Origin of the sequence: Pseudomonas sp. LRF_L74 (assembly GCF_965644255.1) — a bacterium.
Lineage (GTDB): Bacteria > Pseudomonadota > Gammaproteobacteria > Pseudomonadales > Pseudomonadaceae > Aquipseudomonas.
Genome location: NZ_CBFFRH010000019.1, coordinates 1 through 13,878, shown reverse-complemented (window position 1 = coordinate 13,878; position 13,878 = coordinate 1). Strand labels below are relative to the sequence as shown.

The following is a 13,878-nucleotide window of genomic DNA, read 5'->3' as shown; positions in this document are numbered from 1 at the left end:
TTAACGGGCGTAGTCCGTCCGTTGGGGATAGCAGATAGAGTCTGAGGTCAAAATGCAAAACCAACAAATCCGTATTCGGTTGAAGGCTTTTGACCATCGCCTGATCGATCAATCAACCCAGGAAATCGTGGAAACCGCGAAACGTACTGGTGCTCAGGTGCGTGGTCCTATTCCGCTGCCGACTCGCAAGGAGCGTTTCACCGTTCTGATCTCCCCGCACGTCAACAAAGACGCGCGCGATCAGTACGAGATTCGCACTCATAAGCGTGTTCTGGACATCGTCCAGCCGACGGATAAAACCGTCGATGCGCTGATGAAGCTCGACCTTGCTGCAGGCGTGGAAGTGCAGATCAGCCTCGGCTAAAACCTCTGGTTTTAGTCGTGTAACGCTCTGAAATGGGCGGCCATAGCGGGTGAAAGCCCCGTACACTCATGAGGTTACAACATGACTATTGGTGTAGTCGGTCGAAAAGCGGGCATGACTCGTATTTTCACCGAAGAAGGTGTCTCCATTCCGGTTACGGTCATCGAGATCGAGCCGAATCGCGTCACTCAGTTCAAATCCGAAGAAAGCGACGGCTATCGCGCTGTTCAGGTTACCGTCGGTGAGCGTCGTGCTTCCCGCGTGACCAAGGCGCAGGCTGGTCACTTTGCCAAGGCAAACGTTGCCGCTGGCCGCGGCGTCTGGGAATTCCGTCTTGAAGAAGGCGAGTACCAGGCTGGCGACCAGATCACCACCGAGCTGTTCCAAGCTGGCCAACTGGTAGACGTTACCGGTGAGTCCAAGGGTAAAGGCTATGCCGGTACCATCAAGCGCTGGAACTTCCGTGGTCAGGACAACACTCACGGTAACTCCGTATCTCACCGCGCGCCGGGCTCCATCGGCCAGTGCCAGACTCCTGGTCGTGTATTCAAGGGCAAGAAAATGTCCGGTCATCTTGGCGCCGAGCGCGTGACCGTGCAGTCCTTGGAAGTAGTCCGCGTAGACGCTGAACGCAATCTGCTGCTGGTCAAGGGTGCCGTTCCGGGCGCTACTGGCGGCAACCTGGTTGTTCGTCCGGCTGTCAAAGCTCGCGGTTAAGGGGAGAACCTGAGATGCAACTGAATGTAAATAACGCTCAGGCGATCGACGTTTCGGAAGCGACCTTCGGTAGCGAATTCAACGAGACCCTGGTTCACCAGGCCGTTGTCGCTTACATGGCTGGCGGCCGTCAGGGCAGCAAGCAGCAGAAGAGCCGTTCCGACGTTTCCGGTGGCGGCAAGCGTCCTTGGCGTCAAAAAGGTACTGGCCGTGCGCGTGCCGGTACGACTCGTGGTCCGATCTGGCGTGGCGGTGGCGTGACCTTCGCTGCTCGTCCGCAGAACCATGATCAGAAGCTCAACAAGAAGATGTATCGCGCCGCTCTGCGCTCGATCCTCTCCGAGCTGGTGCGTCTGGACCGCCTGGTAGTGGTTGAAGACTTTGCCGTCGAATCGCCGAAAACCAAAGTGCTGCTGAGCAAGCTGAATGGCCTGGGCCTGAATGACGTGCTGATCGTTTCCGACGCCGTTGATCAGAACCTGTACCTGGCTGCCCGCAACCTGCCGCACGTCGACGTACGTGACGTCCAGGGTTCCGACCCAGTCAGCCTGATCGCCTACGACAAGGTGTTGATCACCGTGTCCGCCGTGAAGAAATTCGAGGAGCTGCTGGGATGAACCAGGAACGCGTATTCAAGGTGCTGGTTGGCCCGCATGTCTCCGAGAAAGCCACTGTGCTGGCGGATGGCAAGAGCCAATTCGTATTCAAGGTTGCCACTGATGCAACCAAGCTGGAAATCAAGAAGGCCGTCGAAAGCCTGTTCAGCGTGAAGGTCGCTGGTGTCTCTACCGTCAATGTGAAGGGTAAGACCAAGCGTACCGCTCGCGGCCTGGGCAAGCGCAACGACTGGAAGAAGGCGTACATCGCCCTTCAGCCAGGCCAGGACATCGATTTCTCCAGCAGTGCTGCTGAGTAAGGTGGAGCATCATGGCAATCGTTAAATGCAAACCGACTTCCGCTGGCCGCCGTTTCGTGGTCAAGGTCGTCAACCAGGAGCTGCACAAAGGCGCTCCTTACGCTCCGCTGCTCGAGAAAAAATCGAAGTCCGGTGGTCGTAACAACAATGGTCGTATCACCACGCGTCACATCGGTGGCGGCCACAAGCAGCACTATCGTCTGGTCGACTTCCGTCGCAACGACAAAGATGGCATTCCTGCCACTGTCGAGCGTATCGAATACGATCCGAACCGTACTGCGCACATCGCTCTGCTGAAATACGCTGACGGCGAGCGTCGCTACATCATCGCTCCGAAAGGCGTAAGCGCCGGTGACGAGCTGGTGGCTGGCGTCGCTGCTCCGATCAAGGCTGGTAACAGCCTGCCGCTGCGCAACATCCCGGTTGGTTCGACCATTCATGGTATCGAACTCAAGCCAGGCAAAGGCGCGCAGATCGCTCGTTCCGCTGGTGCTTCGGTACAGCTGGTCGCGCGTGAAGGTGCTTACGTGACCCTGCGTCTTCGCTCCGGCGAGATGCGCAAAGTGCTGGCTGAATGCCGTGCGACCCTGGGCGAAGTCTCGAACTCCGAGCACAGCCTGCGTTCGCTGGGTAAAGCGGGTGCCAAGCGCTGGCGCGGTGTTCGCCCGACCGTTCGCGGCGTGGCGATGAACCCGGTAGACCACCCGCATGGTGGTGGTGAAGGTCGTACCTCTGGTGGCCGTCATCCGGTGTCTCCATGGGGCTTCCCGACTAAGGGCGCGAAGACTCGTGGTAACAAACGCACCGACAAAATGATTGTCCGTCGTCGCAAGTAACTAGAGGGATACGACAGTGCCGCGTTCTCTGAAAAAAGGTCCTTTTATCGATCTTCACCTACTGAAGAAGGTCGAAGTGGCGTTGGAAAAGAGCGATCGCAAACCGGTTAAGACCTGGTCGCGTCGTTCGATGATCCTGCCGCAAATGGTCGGTCTGACCATCGCTGTACATAACGGTCGTCAACACGTCCCCGTTCTCGTGAACGAAGACATGGTCGGCCACAAACTCGGCGAGTTCGCTGGTACCCGCACCTATCGTGGGCACGTGGCGGACAAGAAAGCCAAGCGTTAAGGGGTAAGGAACGATGGAAGTAGCCGCTAAGCTGTCGGGCGCTCGCATCTCTGCCCAGAAAGCCCGCTTGGTCGCCGACCAGATCCGCGGGAAGAAGGTGGGCGAAGCGCTCAACCTCCTGGCTTTCAGCAGTAAGAAAGCCGCCGAGATCATCAAGAAAGTGCTGGAGTCGGCCGTGGCCAACGCCGAGCACAACGAAGGCGCTGACGTGGACGACCTGAAAGTCTCCACCGTTTTCGTCAACGAAGGGCGTTCGCTGAAGCGCATCATGCCGCGTGCCAAAGGCCGCGCTGATCGCATCGTCAAGCGGTCTTGCCATATCACTGTCAAGGTTGCGGACAAGTAACGGAGTCGATCAGATGGGTCAGAAAGTACATCCCACTGGCATTCGCCTGGGAATCGTCAAGGAGCACACCTCCGTTTGGTATGCAGACAAGCGTCAATACGCTGATTATCTGTTTGCCGACCTGAAGGTGCGTGAGTACCTCCAAGACAAACTAAAAAGCGCGTCCGTAAGCCGTATCGACATTGCTCGCCCGGCTCAAACCGCACGCATCACCATCCACACCGCTCGTCCCGGCATCGTGATCGGCAAGAAAGGTGAAGATGTTGAGAAGCTGCGCCAGGACCTGACCAAGCAAATGGGTGTGCCGGTGCACATCAACATCGAAGAGATCCGCAAGCCGGAGCTCGACGGTATGCTGGTAGCACAAAGCGTTGCTCAGCAGCTGGAGCGTCGTGTGATGTTCCGTCGCGCCATGAAGCGCGCCGTACAGAACGCCATGCGCATTGGTGCCAAGGGCATCAAGATCCAGGTGAGCGGTCGTCTGGGTGGTGCGGAAATCGCACGTACCGAGTGGTATCGCGAAGGTCGTGTGCCTCTGCACACCCTGCGTGCCGATATCGATTACGCCACTTACGAAGCGCACACCACCTACGGTGTGATCGGTGTGAAGGTTTGGATCTTCAAAGGCGAGGTCATCGGTGGCCGCCAGGAAGAGCTGAAACCCCAAGCGCCCGCTCCTCGTAAAAAAGCTGCCAAGTAAGGAGTACGCAAAATGCTACAACCCAAGCGTACAAAATTCCGCAAGCAGATGACTGGCCACAACCGTGGTCTGGCTCAGCGCGGTAGCAAAGTCAGCTTCGGCGAATTCGCCCTGAAAGCTGTTGCACGTGGTCGCCTGACTGCTCGTCAGATCGAATCGGCCCGTCGTGCCCTGACTCGTCACGTGAAGCGTGGCGGTAAAATCTGGATCCGTGTGTTCCCGGACAAGCCAGTTACCAAAAAGCCCCTCGAAGTTCGTATGGGTAAAGGTAAGGGTAGCGTCGAGTACTGGGTTGCCCAGATTCAGCCGGGCAAGGTTCTGTACGAGATTGAAGGTGTTCCAGAAGAGCTGGCGCGTGAGGCTTTCGCCCTGGCTGCTGCAAAGCTGCCCCTCGCTACCTCCTTTGTTAAACGGACGGTGATGTGATGAGTGCGAAAGAACTTCGTGAAAAATCGGTTCAGCAGCTGAACGAGCAACTGCTCGGTCTGCTGCGCGACCAGTTTAATCTGCGTATGCAGAAAGCAACTGGCCAGTTGGCGCAGTCTCACCTGCTCCTGCAGGTGAAACGTGACATCGCTCGCGTGAAAACTGTGCTCAACCAGCAGGCAGGTAAGTAATCATGGCTGAAGCTGAGAAAACCGTCCGTACCCTGACTGGCCGCGTCGTCAGTGACAAAATGGACAAGACCATCACCGTTCTGATCGAGCGTCGCGTCAAGCACCCGATCTACGGTAAATACGTGAAGCGCTCGACCAAGCTGCATGCTCACGACGAAACCAACCAGTGCAAGATCGGCGACAAGGTCACCATCCGTGAGACCCGTCCGCTGGCCAAGACCAAGAACTGGGCCCTGGTTGAAGTCGTCGAACGTGCCGTGGAAGTCTAAGGACTAAGGGTCGGAGAAAGATATGATTCAGACTCAATCCATGCTCGACGTCGCTGACAACAGCGGCGCTCGTCGCGTTATGTGCATCAAGGTCCTGGGCGGTTCGCACCGTCGCTACGCCGGTATCGGCGACATCATCAAAGTTACCGTCAAGGAAGCCATTCCGCGCGGTAAGGTGAAAAAGGGCCAAGTGATGACCGCTGTGGTGGTTCGCACTCGTCACGGCGTTCGTCGTGCCGATGGTTCCATCATCCGTTTCGATGGCAACGCTGCTGTTCTGCTGAACAACAAGCAAGAGCCCATCGGTACCCGCATCTTCGGGCCAGTGACTCGTGAACTTCGTTCTGAGAAGTTCATGAAGATCGTCTCGCTCGCCCCTGAAGTGCTGTAAGGAGAAGCCGTCATGCAAAAGATTCGTCGTGATGACGAGATCATCGTGATCGCCGGCAAAGACAAGGGCAAGCGCGGCAAGGTGCTCAAGGTTCTCGCTGATGACCGTCTGGTCGTCGGTGGTGTCAACCTCGTGAAGCGCCACACCAAGCCGAACCCGATGGCTGGCATTCAAGGCGGTATCGTCGAGAAGGAGGCGCCTCTGCACGCTTCCAACGTCGCCATTTTCAACAGCGAGACCAACAAGGCTGACCGCGTTGGTTTCAAAGTCGAAGACGGTAAGAAAATTCGTGTCTTCAAGTCCACCCAAAAGCCGGTTGGCGCTTGAGAATCATAGGTAGAACACCATGGCACGACTGAAAGAGATTTACCGGAAGCAAATCGCCCCCAAGCTGAAGGAAGAACTGAAGCTGGGTAACGTGATGGAAGTTCCGCGCGTCACCAAAATCACCCTTAACATGGGTCTCGGCGAAGCGATCGGCGACAAGAAAGTCATCGAGCACGCTGTTGCCGACCTGGAAAAGATCACTGGCCAGAAGCCTGTCGTAACCTACGCCCGCAAGTCGGTCGCTGGTTTCAAGGTTCGCGAAGGCTGGCCGATCGGCGTCAAGGTGACCCTGCGTAGCGATCGCATGTACGAATTCCTCGATCGTCTGCTGTCCATCTCCCTGCCGCGCGTGCGTGACTTCCGCGGCCTGAATGCCAAGTCCTTCGACGGCCGCGGCAACTACAGCATGGGCGTGAAAGAGCAGATCATCTTCCCGGAAATCGATTACGACAAGATCGATGCGCTGCGTGGTCTGGACATCACCCTGACCACTACCGCTCGCTCGGATGATGAAGGTCGCGCCCTGCTGCGTGCCTTCAACTTCCCGTTCCGCAACTGACTGGAGTTCGATCATGGCTAAAACGAGCATGAAAAACCGTGAGCTGAAGCGTCAGCAAACGGTCGCCAAGTACGCTAAGAAGCGTGCCGAGCTGAAAGCTATCATCGCCAACCCGAACTCCACCGGGGAACAGCGTTGGGAAGCTCAGGTCGCCCTGCAGAAGCAACCGCGTGACGCCAGCGCTAGCCGCCTGCGTAACCGTTGCCGCATCACGGGTCGTCCGCACGGCGTTTACCGCAAGTTCGGCCTTGGCCGTAACAAGCTGCGCGAAGCAGCGATGCGTGGCGACGTACCGGGCCTGGTGAAAGCCAGCTGGTAAAAAGAAAAGCCGGCCTAGCGCCGGCTTTTTCTTTATGTGAACAAGCCCCTTTTGGGGCTTGATTCATTTTTGAGCGATCTCTAGAATGTCCGGCTCTTCCGAGCCCGGCATTTTTTCGCTTGTCTTGGAGTGATTCCAGCCGAAAGGCTGTTCTTTAGTTTTAGGAGCAACTAGCCCATGAGTATGCAGGACCCGTTAGCGGACATGCTAACTCGTATCCGTAATGCCCAGATGGCTGAAAAGTCCGTCGTAAGCATGCCCTCTTCCAAGCTGAAGGTGGCTGTAGCCAAAGTTCTGAAAGACGAAGGTTATATTGCGGGTTATCAGATCAGCAGCGACGCCAAGCCGCAGCTGTCCATCGAGCTGAAATACTTCGAAGGCCGTCCGGTCATCGAAGAGGTCAAGCGCGTAAGCCGTCCTGGTCTGCGTCAGTACAAGCCCGTCGAGCAACTGCCGAAAGTTCGCGGCGGTCTCGGTGTATCCATCGTCTCCACCAACAAAGGTGTGATGACGGACCGCGCTGCGCGCGCTGCCGGTGTCGGCGGCGAAGTGCTTTGCACTGTGTTCTAAGGGGGGATAAGCATGTCTCGCGTTGCTAAGAACCCCGTTAAGCTGCCGTCCGGTGTCGAGGTCAAACTCGCCGGCCAACAGCTTTCCATCAAGGGCAGCAAAGGCGCTCTTGAACTGAACGTGCACGCTTCCGTTGAAGTGATCCAGGATTCCGGTGAGCTGCGTTTCGCCGCTCGCAATGGTGATCAGCAGAATCGCGCCATGGCCGGTACCACCCGTGCACTGGTCAACAACATGGTCATTGGCGTGAGCCAGGGCTTCGAGCGCAAGCTGCAACTGATCGGCGTCGGCTACAAAGCCCAGGCCAAAGGTCAGGTGCTGAACCTCGCTCTCGGCTTCTCGCATCCGATCGACTATGAGCTGCCGCAGGGTGTTACTGCGGAAACCCCGAGCCAGACCGATATCCTGATCAAGGGCATCGACAAGCAACTGGTCGGTCAGGTGGCTGCCGAAATTCGCGACTTCCGTCCGCCAGAGCCTTACAAAGGCAAAGGTGTGCGTTACGCCGACGAAGTCGTCCGTCGTAAAGAAGCTAAGAAGAAGTAGGGCATAGCAAATGAGCGTAAAGAAAGAAACTCGTCTGCGCCGTGCTCGCAAGGCACGCCTGAAAATGCGCGAGCTGGAAACCGTACGCCTCTGCGTGTACCGCTCTTCCCAGCACATCTACGCCCAGGTCATCTCGGCCGACGGCGGCAAGGTTCTGGCCAGCGCCTCGACCTTGGACAAAGAACTGCGTGACGGCGCCTCCGGCAACGTCGACGCCGCCATTAAGGTTGGCAAACTGGTAGCTGAGCGTGCGAAAGCTGCCGGCGTGACCCAGGTTGCGTTCGACCGTTCTGGCTTCAAGTACCACGGCCGTGTGAAAGCGCTGGCTGATGCTGCTCGTGAAGGCGGGCTGGAGTTCTAAGTTATGGCAAATAACGAGCAAAGACGCGATCGCGACAATCGCGACGAAGGCCGCGACGAAGGCTACATCGAGAAGCTGGTTCAGGTTAACCGCGTTGCCAAGACCGTAAAGGGTGGCCGTATCTTCACCTTCACCGCGCTGACCGTGGTGGGTGATGGTAAAGGCCGTGTCGGTTTCGGTCGTGGCAAGTCGCGCGAAGTGCCGGCCGCCATCCAGAAAGCGATGGAAGCTGCGCGTCGCAACATGATCCAGGTGGACCTGAACGGTACCACGCTGCAATACCCGACCAAGGCCGTGCACGGTGCTTCGCGCATCTTCATGCAGCCGGCTTCGGAAGGTACCGGCATCATCGCGGGCGGCGCCATGCGCGCTGTTCTCGAAGTGGCTGGTGTGCAGAACGTTCTGGCCAAGTGCTATGGCTCGACCAACCCGGTGAACGTGGTTCATGCCACTTTCAACGGTCTGAAGGCCATGCAGTCTCCTGAGTCTATCGCTGCCAAGCGCGGCAAGACTGTCGAGGAGATCCGCTGAGATGGCCACCGTTAAAGTCACGCTGATCAAAAGCACCGCCGGTCGCATCCCAAGCCACAAGCTCTGCGTCAAGGGCCTGGGTCTGCGTCGCATTGGTCACACTGTAGAAGTCCTGGATACTCCCGAGAACCGCGGGATGATCAACAAGGCTTACTACATGCTGCGCGTCGAGGGTTAATCGATGAAACTCAATGATCTGAGCCCTGCACCGGGTTCCCGTCGCGAAAAACATCGCCCGGGTCGTGGTATCGGTAGCGGTCTGGGCAAGACCGGTGGCCGTGGTCACAAAGGTCAGACTTCCCGTTCCGGTGGCACCATCGCCCCTGGTTTCGAGGGTGGTCAACAGCCGTTGCACCGTCGCCTGCCGAAGTTCGGCTTCGTTTCCCTGAAAGCCCTGGATCGCGCCGAAGTGCGTACTTCCGAGCTGGCCAAGGTGGAAGGCGATGTCGTCACTCTGCAGTCGCTGAAAGATGCCAACGTGATCGGCCAGAACGTACAGCGTGTGAAAGTCATGCTGTCGGGCGAAGTCGGTCGCGCTGTCACCCTGAAGGGTATCGCCGCCACCAAGGGTGCGCGTGCGGCCATCGAAGCAGCTGGCGGCAAGTTCGAGGACTAAATGGCTAAGCAAGGTGCTCTCTCTGCGCTAAGCAACGGCGGGTTGTCCGAGCTCTGGGCTCGGCTGCGCTTCCTGTTCCTGGCGATCATCGTCTATCGGATCGGGGCGCATATTCCGGTTCCCGGAATCAACCCGGACCGCTTGGCGGATCTGTTTCGGCAGAACGAGGGGACCATTCTCAGCCTGTTCAACATGTTTTCCGGCGGCGCGCTGGAGCGGATGAGCATCTTTGCGCTGGGGATCATGCCGTACATCTCGGCATCGATCATCATGCAACTGATGACCGTCGTCAGCCCGCAGCTGGAGCAGTTGAAGAAGGAAGGTGAAGCTGGCCGTCGCAAGATCAGCCAGTACACCCGCTACGGCACCCTGGTGCTGGCCTGCGTACAAGCCATTGGCATGTCCGTCGGCCTGGCGAGCCAGGGTGTGGCGTTCGCGGTCGACTTCGGCTTCCACTTCGTGGCGGTATCGACCTTCGTGGCCGGTGCCATGTTCATGATGTGGCTGGGCGAGCAGATCACTGAACGGGGTGTCGGAAACGGCATCTCCATGCTGATCTTCTCCGGCATCGTCGCCGGTCTTCCGCGTGCCATCGGGCAGTCTTTCGAGTCTGCCCGGCAGGGCGATATCAACATCTTCGCCTTGATCGCGATCGGTCTGTTGGCTGTTGCAATCATCGGTTTCGTGGTTTTCATCGAGCGTGGCCAGCGTCGCATCGCGGTGCACTACGCCAAGCGTCAGCAGGGCCGCAAGGTCTTCGCCGCGCAGACCAGCCACCTGCCGTTGAAGGTGAACATGGCGGGCGTCATTCCGGCCATTTTCGCCAGCAGTATCCTGCTGTTCCCGGCTTCGCTGGGTACCTGGTTCAGTCATTCCGAGGGTATGGATTGGCTGAAGGATATCTCCCAGGCACTCGCGCCCGGGCAGCCGTTGTACATCTTGCTGTTTAGCGCAGGGATCATCTTCTTCTGCTTCTTCTATACGGCGCTGATGTTCAACCCGAAAGACGTAGCGGAAAACCTGAAGAAGTCTGGTGCCTTTATTCCGGGTATCCGTCCCGGTGAGCAGTCCGCACGCTATATCGATGGCGTATTGACCCGCTTGACCATGTTCGGTGCTCTGTACATGACGGCTGTTTGTCTGCTCCCGCAGTTCCTGCAGGTGGCGGCCAACGTACCGTTTTACCTTGGCGGGACCTCGCTGCTGATCGTGGTCGTGGTTGTCATGGACTTCATGTCCCAAGTGCAATCTCACCTCGTGTCTCACCAGTACGAGTCCCTGATGAAGAAAGCCAACCTGAAGGGCTACGGCAGCGGCATGCTCCGCTGACGTACCGACCGTAAGGTTCTAGGAGTTACTGATGAAAGTTCGTGCATCGGTCAAGAAGCTGTGCCGCAACTGCAAGATCATTCGTCGCGACGGCGTCGTGCGCGTGATCTGCAGCGCGGAACCGCGTCACAAACAGCGCCAAGGCTGAGTGTGAAATACGCGTAATGAGCCCGGCAGCTAGTGCGCTGCCGGGTTGATTCTTTGTTTCTACAGCGCTAATATCGCGCGCCCTATTTCTTGGCTTCCAGGGCGTGGGTAGCTGTCAATTGGAGTTCCACTGAATGGCCCGTATTGCAGGCGTCAACATTCCGGATAACAAGCACACTGTTATCTCGCTGACCTACATCTACGGTGTTGGTCGCACCACTGCACATAAAATCTGTGCAGCCACCGGCGTAAATCCGGCGGCGAAGATCAAGGATCTCTCTGACGAGCAGATCGAACAGCTGCGTGGCGAAGTCGCGAAGATCACCACTGAGGGTGACCTGCGTCGCGAAATCAACATGAAGATCAAGCGTCTGATGGACCTGGGCTGCTACCGCGGTCTGCGTCACCGTCGCGGCCTCCCGGTCCGTGGTCAGCGCACCAAGACCAACGCCCGTACCCGCAAGGGTCCGCGTAAGCCGATCCGCAAGTAATTGCGCCCGCGAATCGACAGGAATTAAGTCATGGCTAAGCCAGCTGCTCGTACTCGTAAGAAAGTCAAAAAGACAGTGGTGGATGGGATCGCTCACATCCACGCTTCTTTCAACAACACCATCGTGACCATCACCGACCGTCAAGGTAACGCCCTGTCCTGGGCTACCTCCGGTGGTTCGGGTTTCCGCGGCTCTCGTAAGAGCACCCCGTTCGCTGCCCAGGTGGCTGCAGAACGTGCCGGTCAAGCCGCTCTGGAATATGGCCTGAAAAACCTCGACGTCAACGTCAAAGGTCCAGGTCCAGGTCGTGAATCCGCTGTGCGTGCACTGAACGCCTGCGGCTACAAAATCGCCAGCATCACCGACGTGACGCCTATCCCGCACAACGGGTGCCGTCCGCCGAAGAAGCGTCGCGTGTAATAGGAGACAGTGAAGAATGGCTCGTTACATTGGTCCGAAGTGCAAACTGTCTCGCCGTGAAGGCACTGATCTCTTCCTGAAGAGCGGTGCGCGCGCGCTTGAGTCCAAGTGCAACATCGAAGCGGCTCCTGGCCAGCACGGCGCTCGCCGTGGTCGTCAGTCCGACTACGGTACCCAGCTGCGTGAGAAGCAGAAAGTTCGCCGTATCTACGGTGTACTGGAGCGTCAGTTCAGCGGTTACTACAAACTGGCTGCCAGCCGTAAAGGCGCAACCGGTGAGAACCTGCTGCAACTGCTCGAATGCCGCCTGGACAACGTCGTCTATCGCATAGGCTTTGGCGCCACCCGTGCCGAATCCCGCCAACTGGTATCGCACAAAGCGATCACCGTTAACGGTTCGACCGTGAACATCCCTTCGTACCAGGTCAAGGCCGGTGACGTCGTGGCTGTCCGTGAAAAGGCCAAGAACCAGCTGCGCATCGTGCAAGCTCTCGAGCTGAGCGCCCAGCGTGGCCGCGTTGAGTGGATCGACGTCGACGCTGAGAAGAAATCCGGTGTGTTCAAGAGCGTACCGGCTCGCAGCGATCTGTCCTCCGACATCAACGAGAGCCTGATCGTCGAGCTCTACTCCAAGTAAGGGCTAGCAAGTAGGTGCATCCATGCAGATTTCGGTAAATGAGTTCCTGACCCCCCGCCACATCGATGTGCAGGTGGTCAGTTCGACCCACGCCAAGATCACCCTCGAGCCCCTCGAGCGTGGTTTTGGCCACACCCTGGGCAACGCGCTGCGTCGCATCCTGTTGTCCTCCATGCCTGGCTGTGCAGTAGTCGAGGCCGAGATTGACGGTGTACTCCACGAGTACAGCGCCATCGAAGGTGTTCAAGAGGATGTCATCGAGATCCTTCTGAACCTCAAGGGCCTGGCCATCAAGCTGCACGGCCGTGACGAAGTCACCCTGACTCTGGCCAAGAAGGGCTCGGGTGTGGTCACTGCTGCCGATATTCAGCTGGATCACGATGTCGAGATCGTCAATGGCGATCACGTTATCGCCAACCTGGCGGACAACGGCGTTCTGAACATGAAGCTCACCGTGCGTCGTGGCCGTGGCTACGAACCGGCTGATGCCCGTCAGAACGACGAAGACGAAAGCCGTAGTATCGGTCGCCTGCAGCTGGACTCTTCGTTCAGCCCAGTGCGCCGTGTTGCCTACGTCGTCGAGAACGCCCGCGTTGAGCAGCGCACCAACCTGGACAAGCTGGTCATCGATCTGGAAACCAACGGCACCCTGGACCCTGAAGAGGCCATCCGTCGTGCCGCGACTATCCTGCAACAACAACTGGCTGCGTTCGTCGACCTGAAAGGCGACAGCGAACCAGTAGTGGTTGAGCAGGAAGACGAGATCGACCCGATTCTGCTGCGTCCGGTTGACGACCTGGAACTGACCGTACGTTCGGCCAACTGCCTGAAGGCAGAAAACATCTACTACATCGGCGACCTGATTCAGCGTACCGAAGTAGAGCTGTTGAAAACGCCGAACCTGGGCAAGAAGTCTCTGACCGAGATCAAGGACGTTCTGGCTTCTCGTGGTCTGTCCCTCGGTATGCGCCTCGATAACTGGCCGCCGGCAAGCCTTAAGAAAGACGACAAGGCCAGCGCCTGATCGTCACGTTCACCGAACTTGAAGTTTGGTAAGGAATATTAACCATGCGTCATCGTAAAAGTGGCCGTCACCTGAGCCGCACCAGCGCACACCGTAAGGCCATGTTCCAAAACATGGCAGTGTCGCTGTTCGAACACGAGCTGATCAAAACCACCCTGCCGAAAGCCAAGGAACTGCGCCGCGTTGCCGAGCCGCTGATCACCCTGGCCAAGGAAGACAGCGTTGCCAACCGTCGTCTGGCCTTCGACCGTACGCGTTCGAAAGCTATCGTTGGTAAACTGTTCAACGATCTGGGCAAGCGTTACGCCACCCGCCAAGGCGGCTACCTGCGTATCCTCAAGTGCGGTTTCCGCGCTGGCGACAACGCTCCGATGGCATACGTCGAACTGGTTGACCGTCCGGTCGGCGGTTCGGTAGAAGCTGCCGAGTAAGTTGCAGGTTGTATGAAGAACCGGGCCTAGGCCCGGTTTTTTATTGGTGCGCCAGGCATGGCGCGTTGCGCGTTAGCGCAACCAGTTCGGCTGTGGTGGCTGCACTGGTGACTTGGAGGTGA

At 57.8% G+C, this 13,878-nt stretch carries 28 protein-coding genes; all 28 read left to right on the top strand.

Annotation, left to right across the window (positions count from 1 at the left end):
- Positions 1-52: 52 nt before the first annotated feature.
- The 28 genes from rpsJ to rplQ all read left to right on the top strand — a co-directional run bounded on the left by rpsJ (position 53) and on the right by rplQ (position 13,756).
- The gene (gene rpsJ, locus ACSZPK_RS26435) at positions 53-364 is read left to right on the top strand and encodes a 30S ribosomal protein S10 (protein ID WP_003103876.1); all 312 of its coding nucleotides are present in this window, start codon (positions 53-55) and stop codon (positions 362-364) included.
- A gap of 81 nt (positions 365-445) precedes the next feature.
- Positions 446-1,081, top strand: coding sequence for a 50S ribosomal protein L3 (gene rplC / locus ACSZPK_RS26430; RefSeq protein ID WP_437884593.1), 636 nt, complete (start codon positions 446-448; stop codon positions 1,079-1,081).
- Between the two features lie 14 nt (positions 1,082-1,095).
- A complete protein-coding gene (gene rplD / locus ACSZPK_RS26425; RefSeq protein WP_437884592.1) occupies positions 1,096-1,698 on the top strand; it encodes a 50S ribosomal protein L4 in 603 nt (200 codons plus the stop codon).
- Positions 1,695-1,997 (top strand): 50S ribosomal protein L23, encoded by a 303-nt coding sequence (gene rplW, locus ACSZPK_RS26420; protein ID WP_437884591.1) that lies wholly within the window; start codon positions 1,695-1,697, stop codon positions 1,995-1,997. Before rplD ends, rplW begins: the two co-directional genes overlap by 4 nt.
- A gap of 11 nt (positions 1,998-2,008) precedes the next feature.
- A complete protein-coding gene (gene rplB / locus ACSZPK_RS26415; RefSeq protein WP_437884590.1) occupies positions 2,009-2,833 on the top strand; it encodes a 50S ribosomal protein L2 in 825 nt (274 codons plus the stop codon).
- A 16-nt stretch (positions 2,834-2,849) separates the two neighbouring features.
- Positions 2,850-3,125, top strand: a complete 276-nt coding sequence (gene rpsS, locus ACSZPK_RS26410; protein WP_437884589.1) for a 30S ribosomal protein S19 — start codon at positions 2,850-2,852, stop codon at positions 3,123-3,125.
- Between the two features lie 13 nt (positions 3,126-3,138).
- Positions 3,139-3,471, top strand: a complete 333-nt coding sequence (rplV, locus tag ACSZPK_RS26405) for a 50S ribosomal protein L22 (RefSeq protein WP_003210077.1) — start codon at positions 3,139-3,141, stop codon at positions 3,469-3,471.
- Positions 3,472-3,484: 13 nt separating this feature from the next.
- Positions 3,485-4,171, top strand: coding sequence for a 30S ribosomal protein S3 (gene rpsC / locus ACSZPK_RS26400; protein WP_437884588.1), 687 nt, complete (start codon positions 3,485-3,487; stop codon positions 4,169-4,171).
- A gap of 12 nt (positions 4,172-4,183) precedes the next feature.
- A complete protein-coding gene (gene rplP, locus ACSZPK_RS26395) occupies positions 4,184-4,597 on the top strand; it encodes a 50S ribosomal protein L16 (protein ID WP_437884587.1) in 414 nt (137 codons plus the stop codon).
- Positions 4,597-4,788, top strand: a complete 192-nt coding sequence (gene rpmC, locus ACSZPK_RS26390; RefSeq protein WP_437884586.1) for a 50S ribosomal protein L29 — start codon at positions 4,597-4,599, stop codon at positions 4,786-4,788. The genes rplP and rpmC overlap by 1 nt, the downstream gene beginning before the upstream one ends.
- Positions 4,789-4,790: 2 nt before the next feature.
- Complete coding sequence (gene rpsQ / locus ACSZPK_RS26385) at positions 4,791-5,057, top strand: 30S ribosomal protein S17 (protein ID WP_043310396.1); 267 nt, start codon at positions 4,791-4,793, stop codon at positions 5,055-5,057.
- A 22-nt stretch (positions 5,058-5,079) separates the two neighbouring features.
- Positions 5,080-5,448, top strand: coding sequence for a 50S ribosomal protein L14 (gene rplN / locus ACSZPK_RS26380; protein ID WP_003243907.1), 369 nt, complete (start codon positions 5,080-5,082; stop codon positions 5,446-5,448).
- A gap of 12 nt (positions 5,449-5,460) precedes the next feature.
- On the top strand, positions 5,461-5,775 hold the full coding sequence (gene rplX, locus ACSZPK_RS26375) for a 50S ribosomal protein L24 (protein ID WP_437884585.1): 315 nt from the start codon (positions 5,461-5,463) through the stop codon (positions 5,773-5,775).
- A 19-nt stretch (positions 5,776-5,794) separates the two neighbouring features.
- The gene (rplE, locus tag ACSZPK_RS26370) at positions 5,795-6,334 is read left to right on the top strand and encodes a 50S ribosomal protein L5 (RefSeq protein ID WP_437884584.1); all 540 of its coding nucleotides are present in this window, start codon (positions 5,795-5,797) and stop codon (positions 6,332-6,334) included.
- A gap of 13 nt (positions 6,335-6,347) precedes the next feature.
- The gene (rpsN, locus tag ACSZPK_RS26365) at positions 6,348-6,653 is read left to right on the top strand and encodes a 30S ribosomal protein S14 (RefSeq protein WP_437884583.1); all 306 of its coding nucleotides are present in this window, start codon (positions 6,348-6,350) and stop codon (positions 6,651-6,653) included.
- Positions 6,654-6,830: 177 nt separating this feature from the next.
- Positions 6,831-7,223, top strand: a complete 393-nt coding sequence (gene rpsH / locus ACSZPK_RS26360) for a 30S ribosomal protein S8 (RefSeq protein WP_437884582.1) — start codon at positions 6,831-6,833, stop codon at positions 7,221-7,223.
- A 12-nt stretch (positions 7,224-7,235) separates the two neighbouring features.
- Positions 7,236-7,769 carry a 50S ribosomal protein L6 gene (gene rplF / locus ACSZPK_RS26355; RefSeq protein ID WP_437884581.1) on the top strand — a complete coding sequence of 178 codons (534 nt, stop codon included), beginning with the start codon at positions 7,236-7,238 and terminating at the stop codon, positions 7,767-7,769.
- A 10-nt stretch (positions 7,770-7,779) separates the two neighbouring features.
- Positions 7,780-8,130, top strand: coding sequence for a 50S ribosomal protein L18 (rplR, locus tag ACSZPK_RS26350; protein WP_437884580.1), 351 nt, complete (start codon positions 7,780-7,782; stop codon positions 8,128-8,130).
- A 3-nt stretch (positions 8,131-8,133) separates the two neighbouring features.
- Positions 8,134-8,661: a 30S ribosomal protein S5 gene (rpsE, locus tag ACSZPK_RS26345; protein WP_437884579.1), complete on the top strand. Its 528-nt coding sequence runs from the start codon at positions 8,134-8,136 to the stop codon at positions 8,659-8,661.
- 1 nt (position 8,662) lies between these two features.
- Complete coding sequence (gene rpmD / locus ACSZPK_RS26340; protein WP_136474257.1) at positions 8,663-8,839, top strand: 50S ribosomal protein L30; 177 nt, start codon at positions 8,663-8,665, stop codon at positions 8,837-8,839.
- Between the two features lie 3 nt (positions 8,840-8,842).
- Positions 8,843-9,277 (top strand): 50S ribosomal protein L15, encoded by a 435-nt coding sequence (gene rplO / locus ACSZPK_RS26335; protein ID WP_437884578.1) that lies wholly within the window; start codon positions 8,843-8,845, stop codon positions 9,275-9,277.
- Complete coding sequence (gene secY / locus ACSZPK_RS26330) at positions 9,278-10,606, top strand: preprotein translocase subunit SecY (RefSeq protein WP_437884577.1); 1,329 nt, start codon at positions 9,278-9,280, stop codon at positions 10,604-10,606.
- 31 nt (positions 10,607-10,637) lie between these two features.
- Positions 10,638-10,754, top strand: coding sequence for a 50S ribosomal protein L36 (gene rpmJ / locus ACSZPK_RS26325; protein ID WP_003281814.1), 117 nt, complete (start codon positions 10,638-10,640; stop codon positions 10,752-10,754).
- 133 nt (positions 10,755-10,887) lie between these two features.
- On the top strand, positions 10,888-11,244 hold the full coding sequence (rpsM, locus tag ACSZPK_RS26320) for a 30S ribosomal protein S13 (RefSeq protein WP_437884576.1): 357 nt from the start codon (positions 10,888-10,890) through the stop codon (positions 11,242-11,244).
- A 30-nt stretch (positions 11,245-11,274) separates the two neighbouring features.
- A complete protein-coding gene (gene rpsK / locus ACSZPK_RS26315; protein ID WP_021702690.1) occupies positions 11,275-11,664 on the top strand; it encodes a 30S ribosomal protein S11 in 390 nt (129 codons plus the stop codon).
- A 16-nt stretch (positions 11,665-11,680) separates the two neighbouring features.
- On the top strand, positions 11,681-12,301 hold the full coding sequence (gene rpsD, locus ACSZPK_RS26310) for a 30S ribosomal protein S4 (protein ID WP_437884575.1): 621 nt from the start codon (positions 11,681-11,683) through the stop codon (positions 12,299-12,301).
- 22 nt (positions 12,302-12,323) lie between these two features.
- Entirely contained in the window at positions 12,324-13,325 is a 1,002-nt protein-coding gene (locus ACSZPK_RS26305; RefSeq protein ID WP_437884574.1) for a DNA-directed RNA polymerase subunit alpha, read from the top strand.
- A gap of 44 nt (positions 13,326-13,369) precedes the next feature.
- Positions 13,370-13,756, top strand: a complete 387-nt coding sequence (gene rplQ / locus ACSZPK_RS26300; RefSeq protein WP_069901967.1) for a 50S ribosomal protein L17 — start codon at positions 13,370-13,372, stop codon at positions 13,754-13,756.
- Positions 13,757-13,878: the final 122 nt, after the last annotated feature.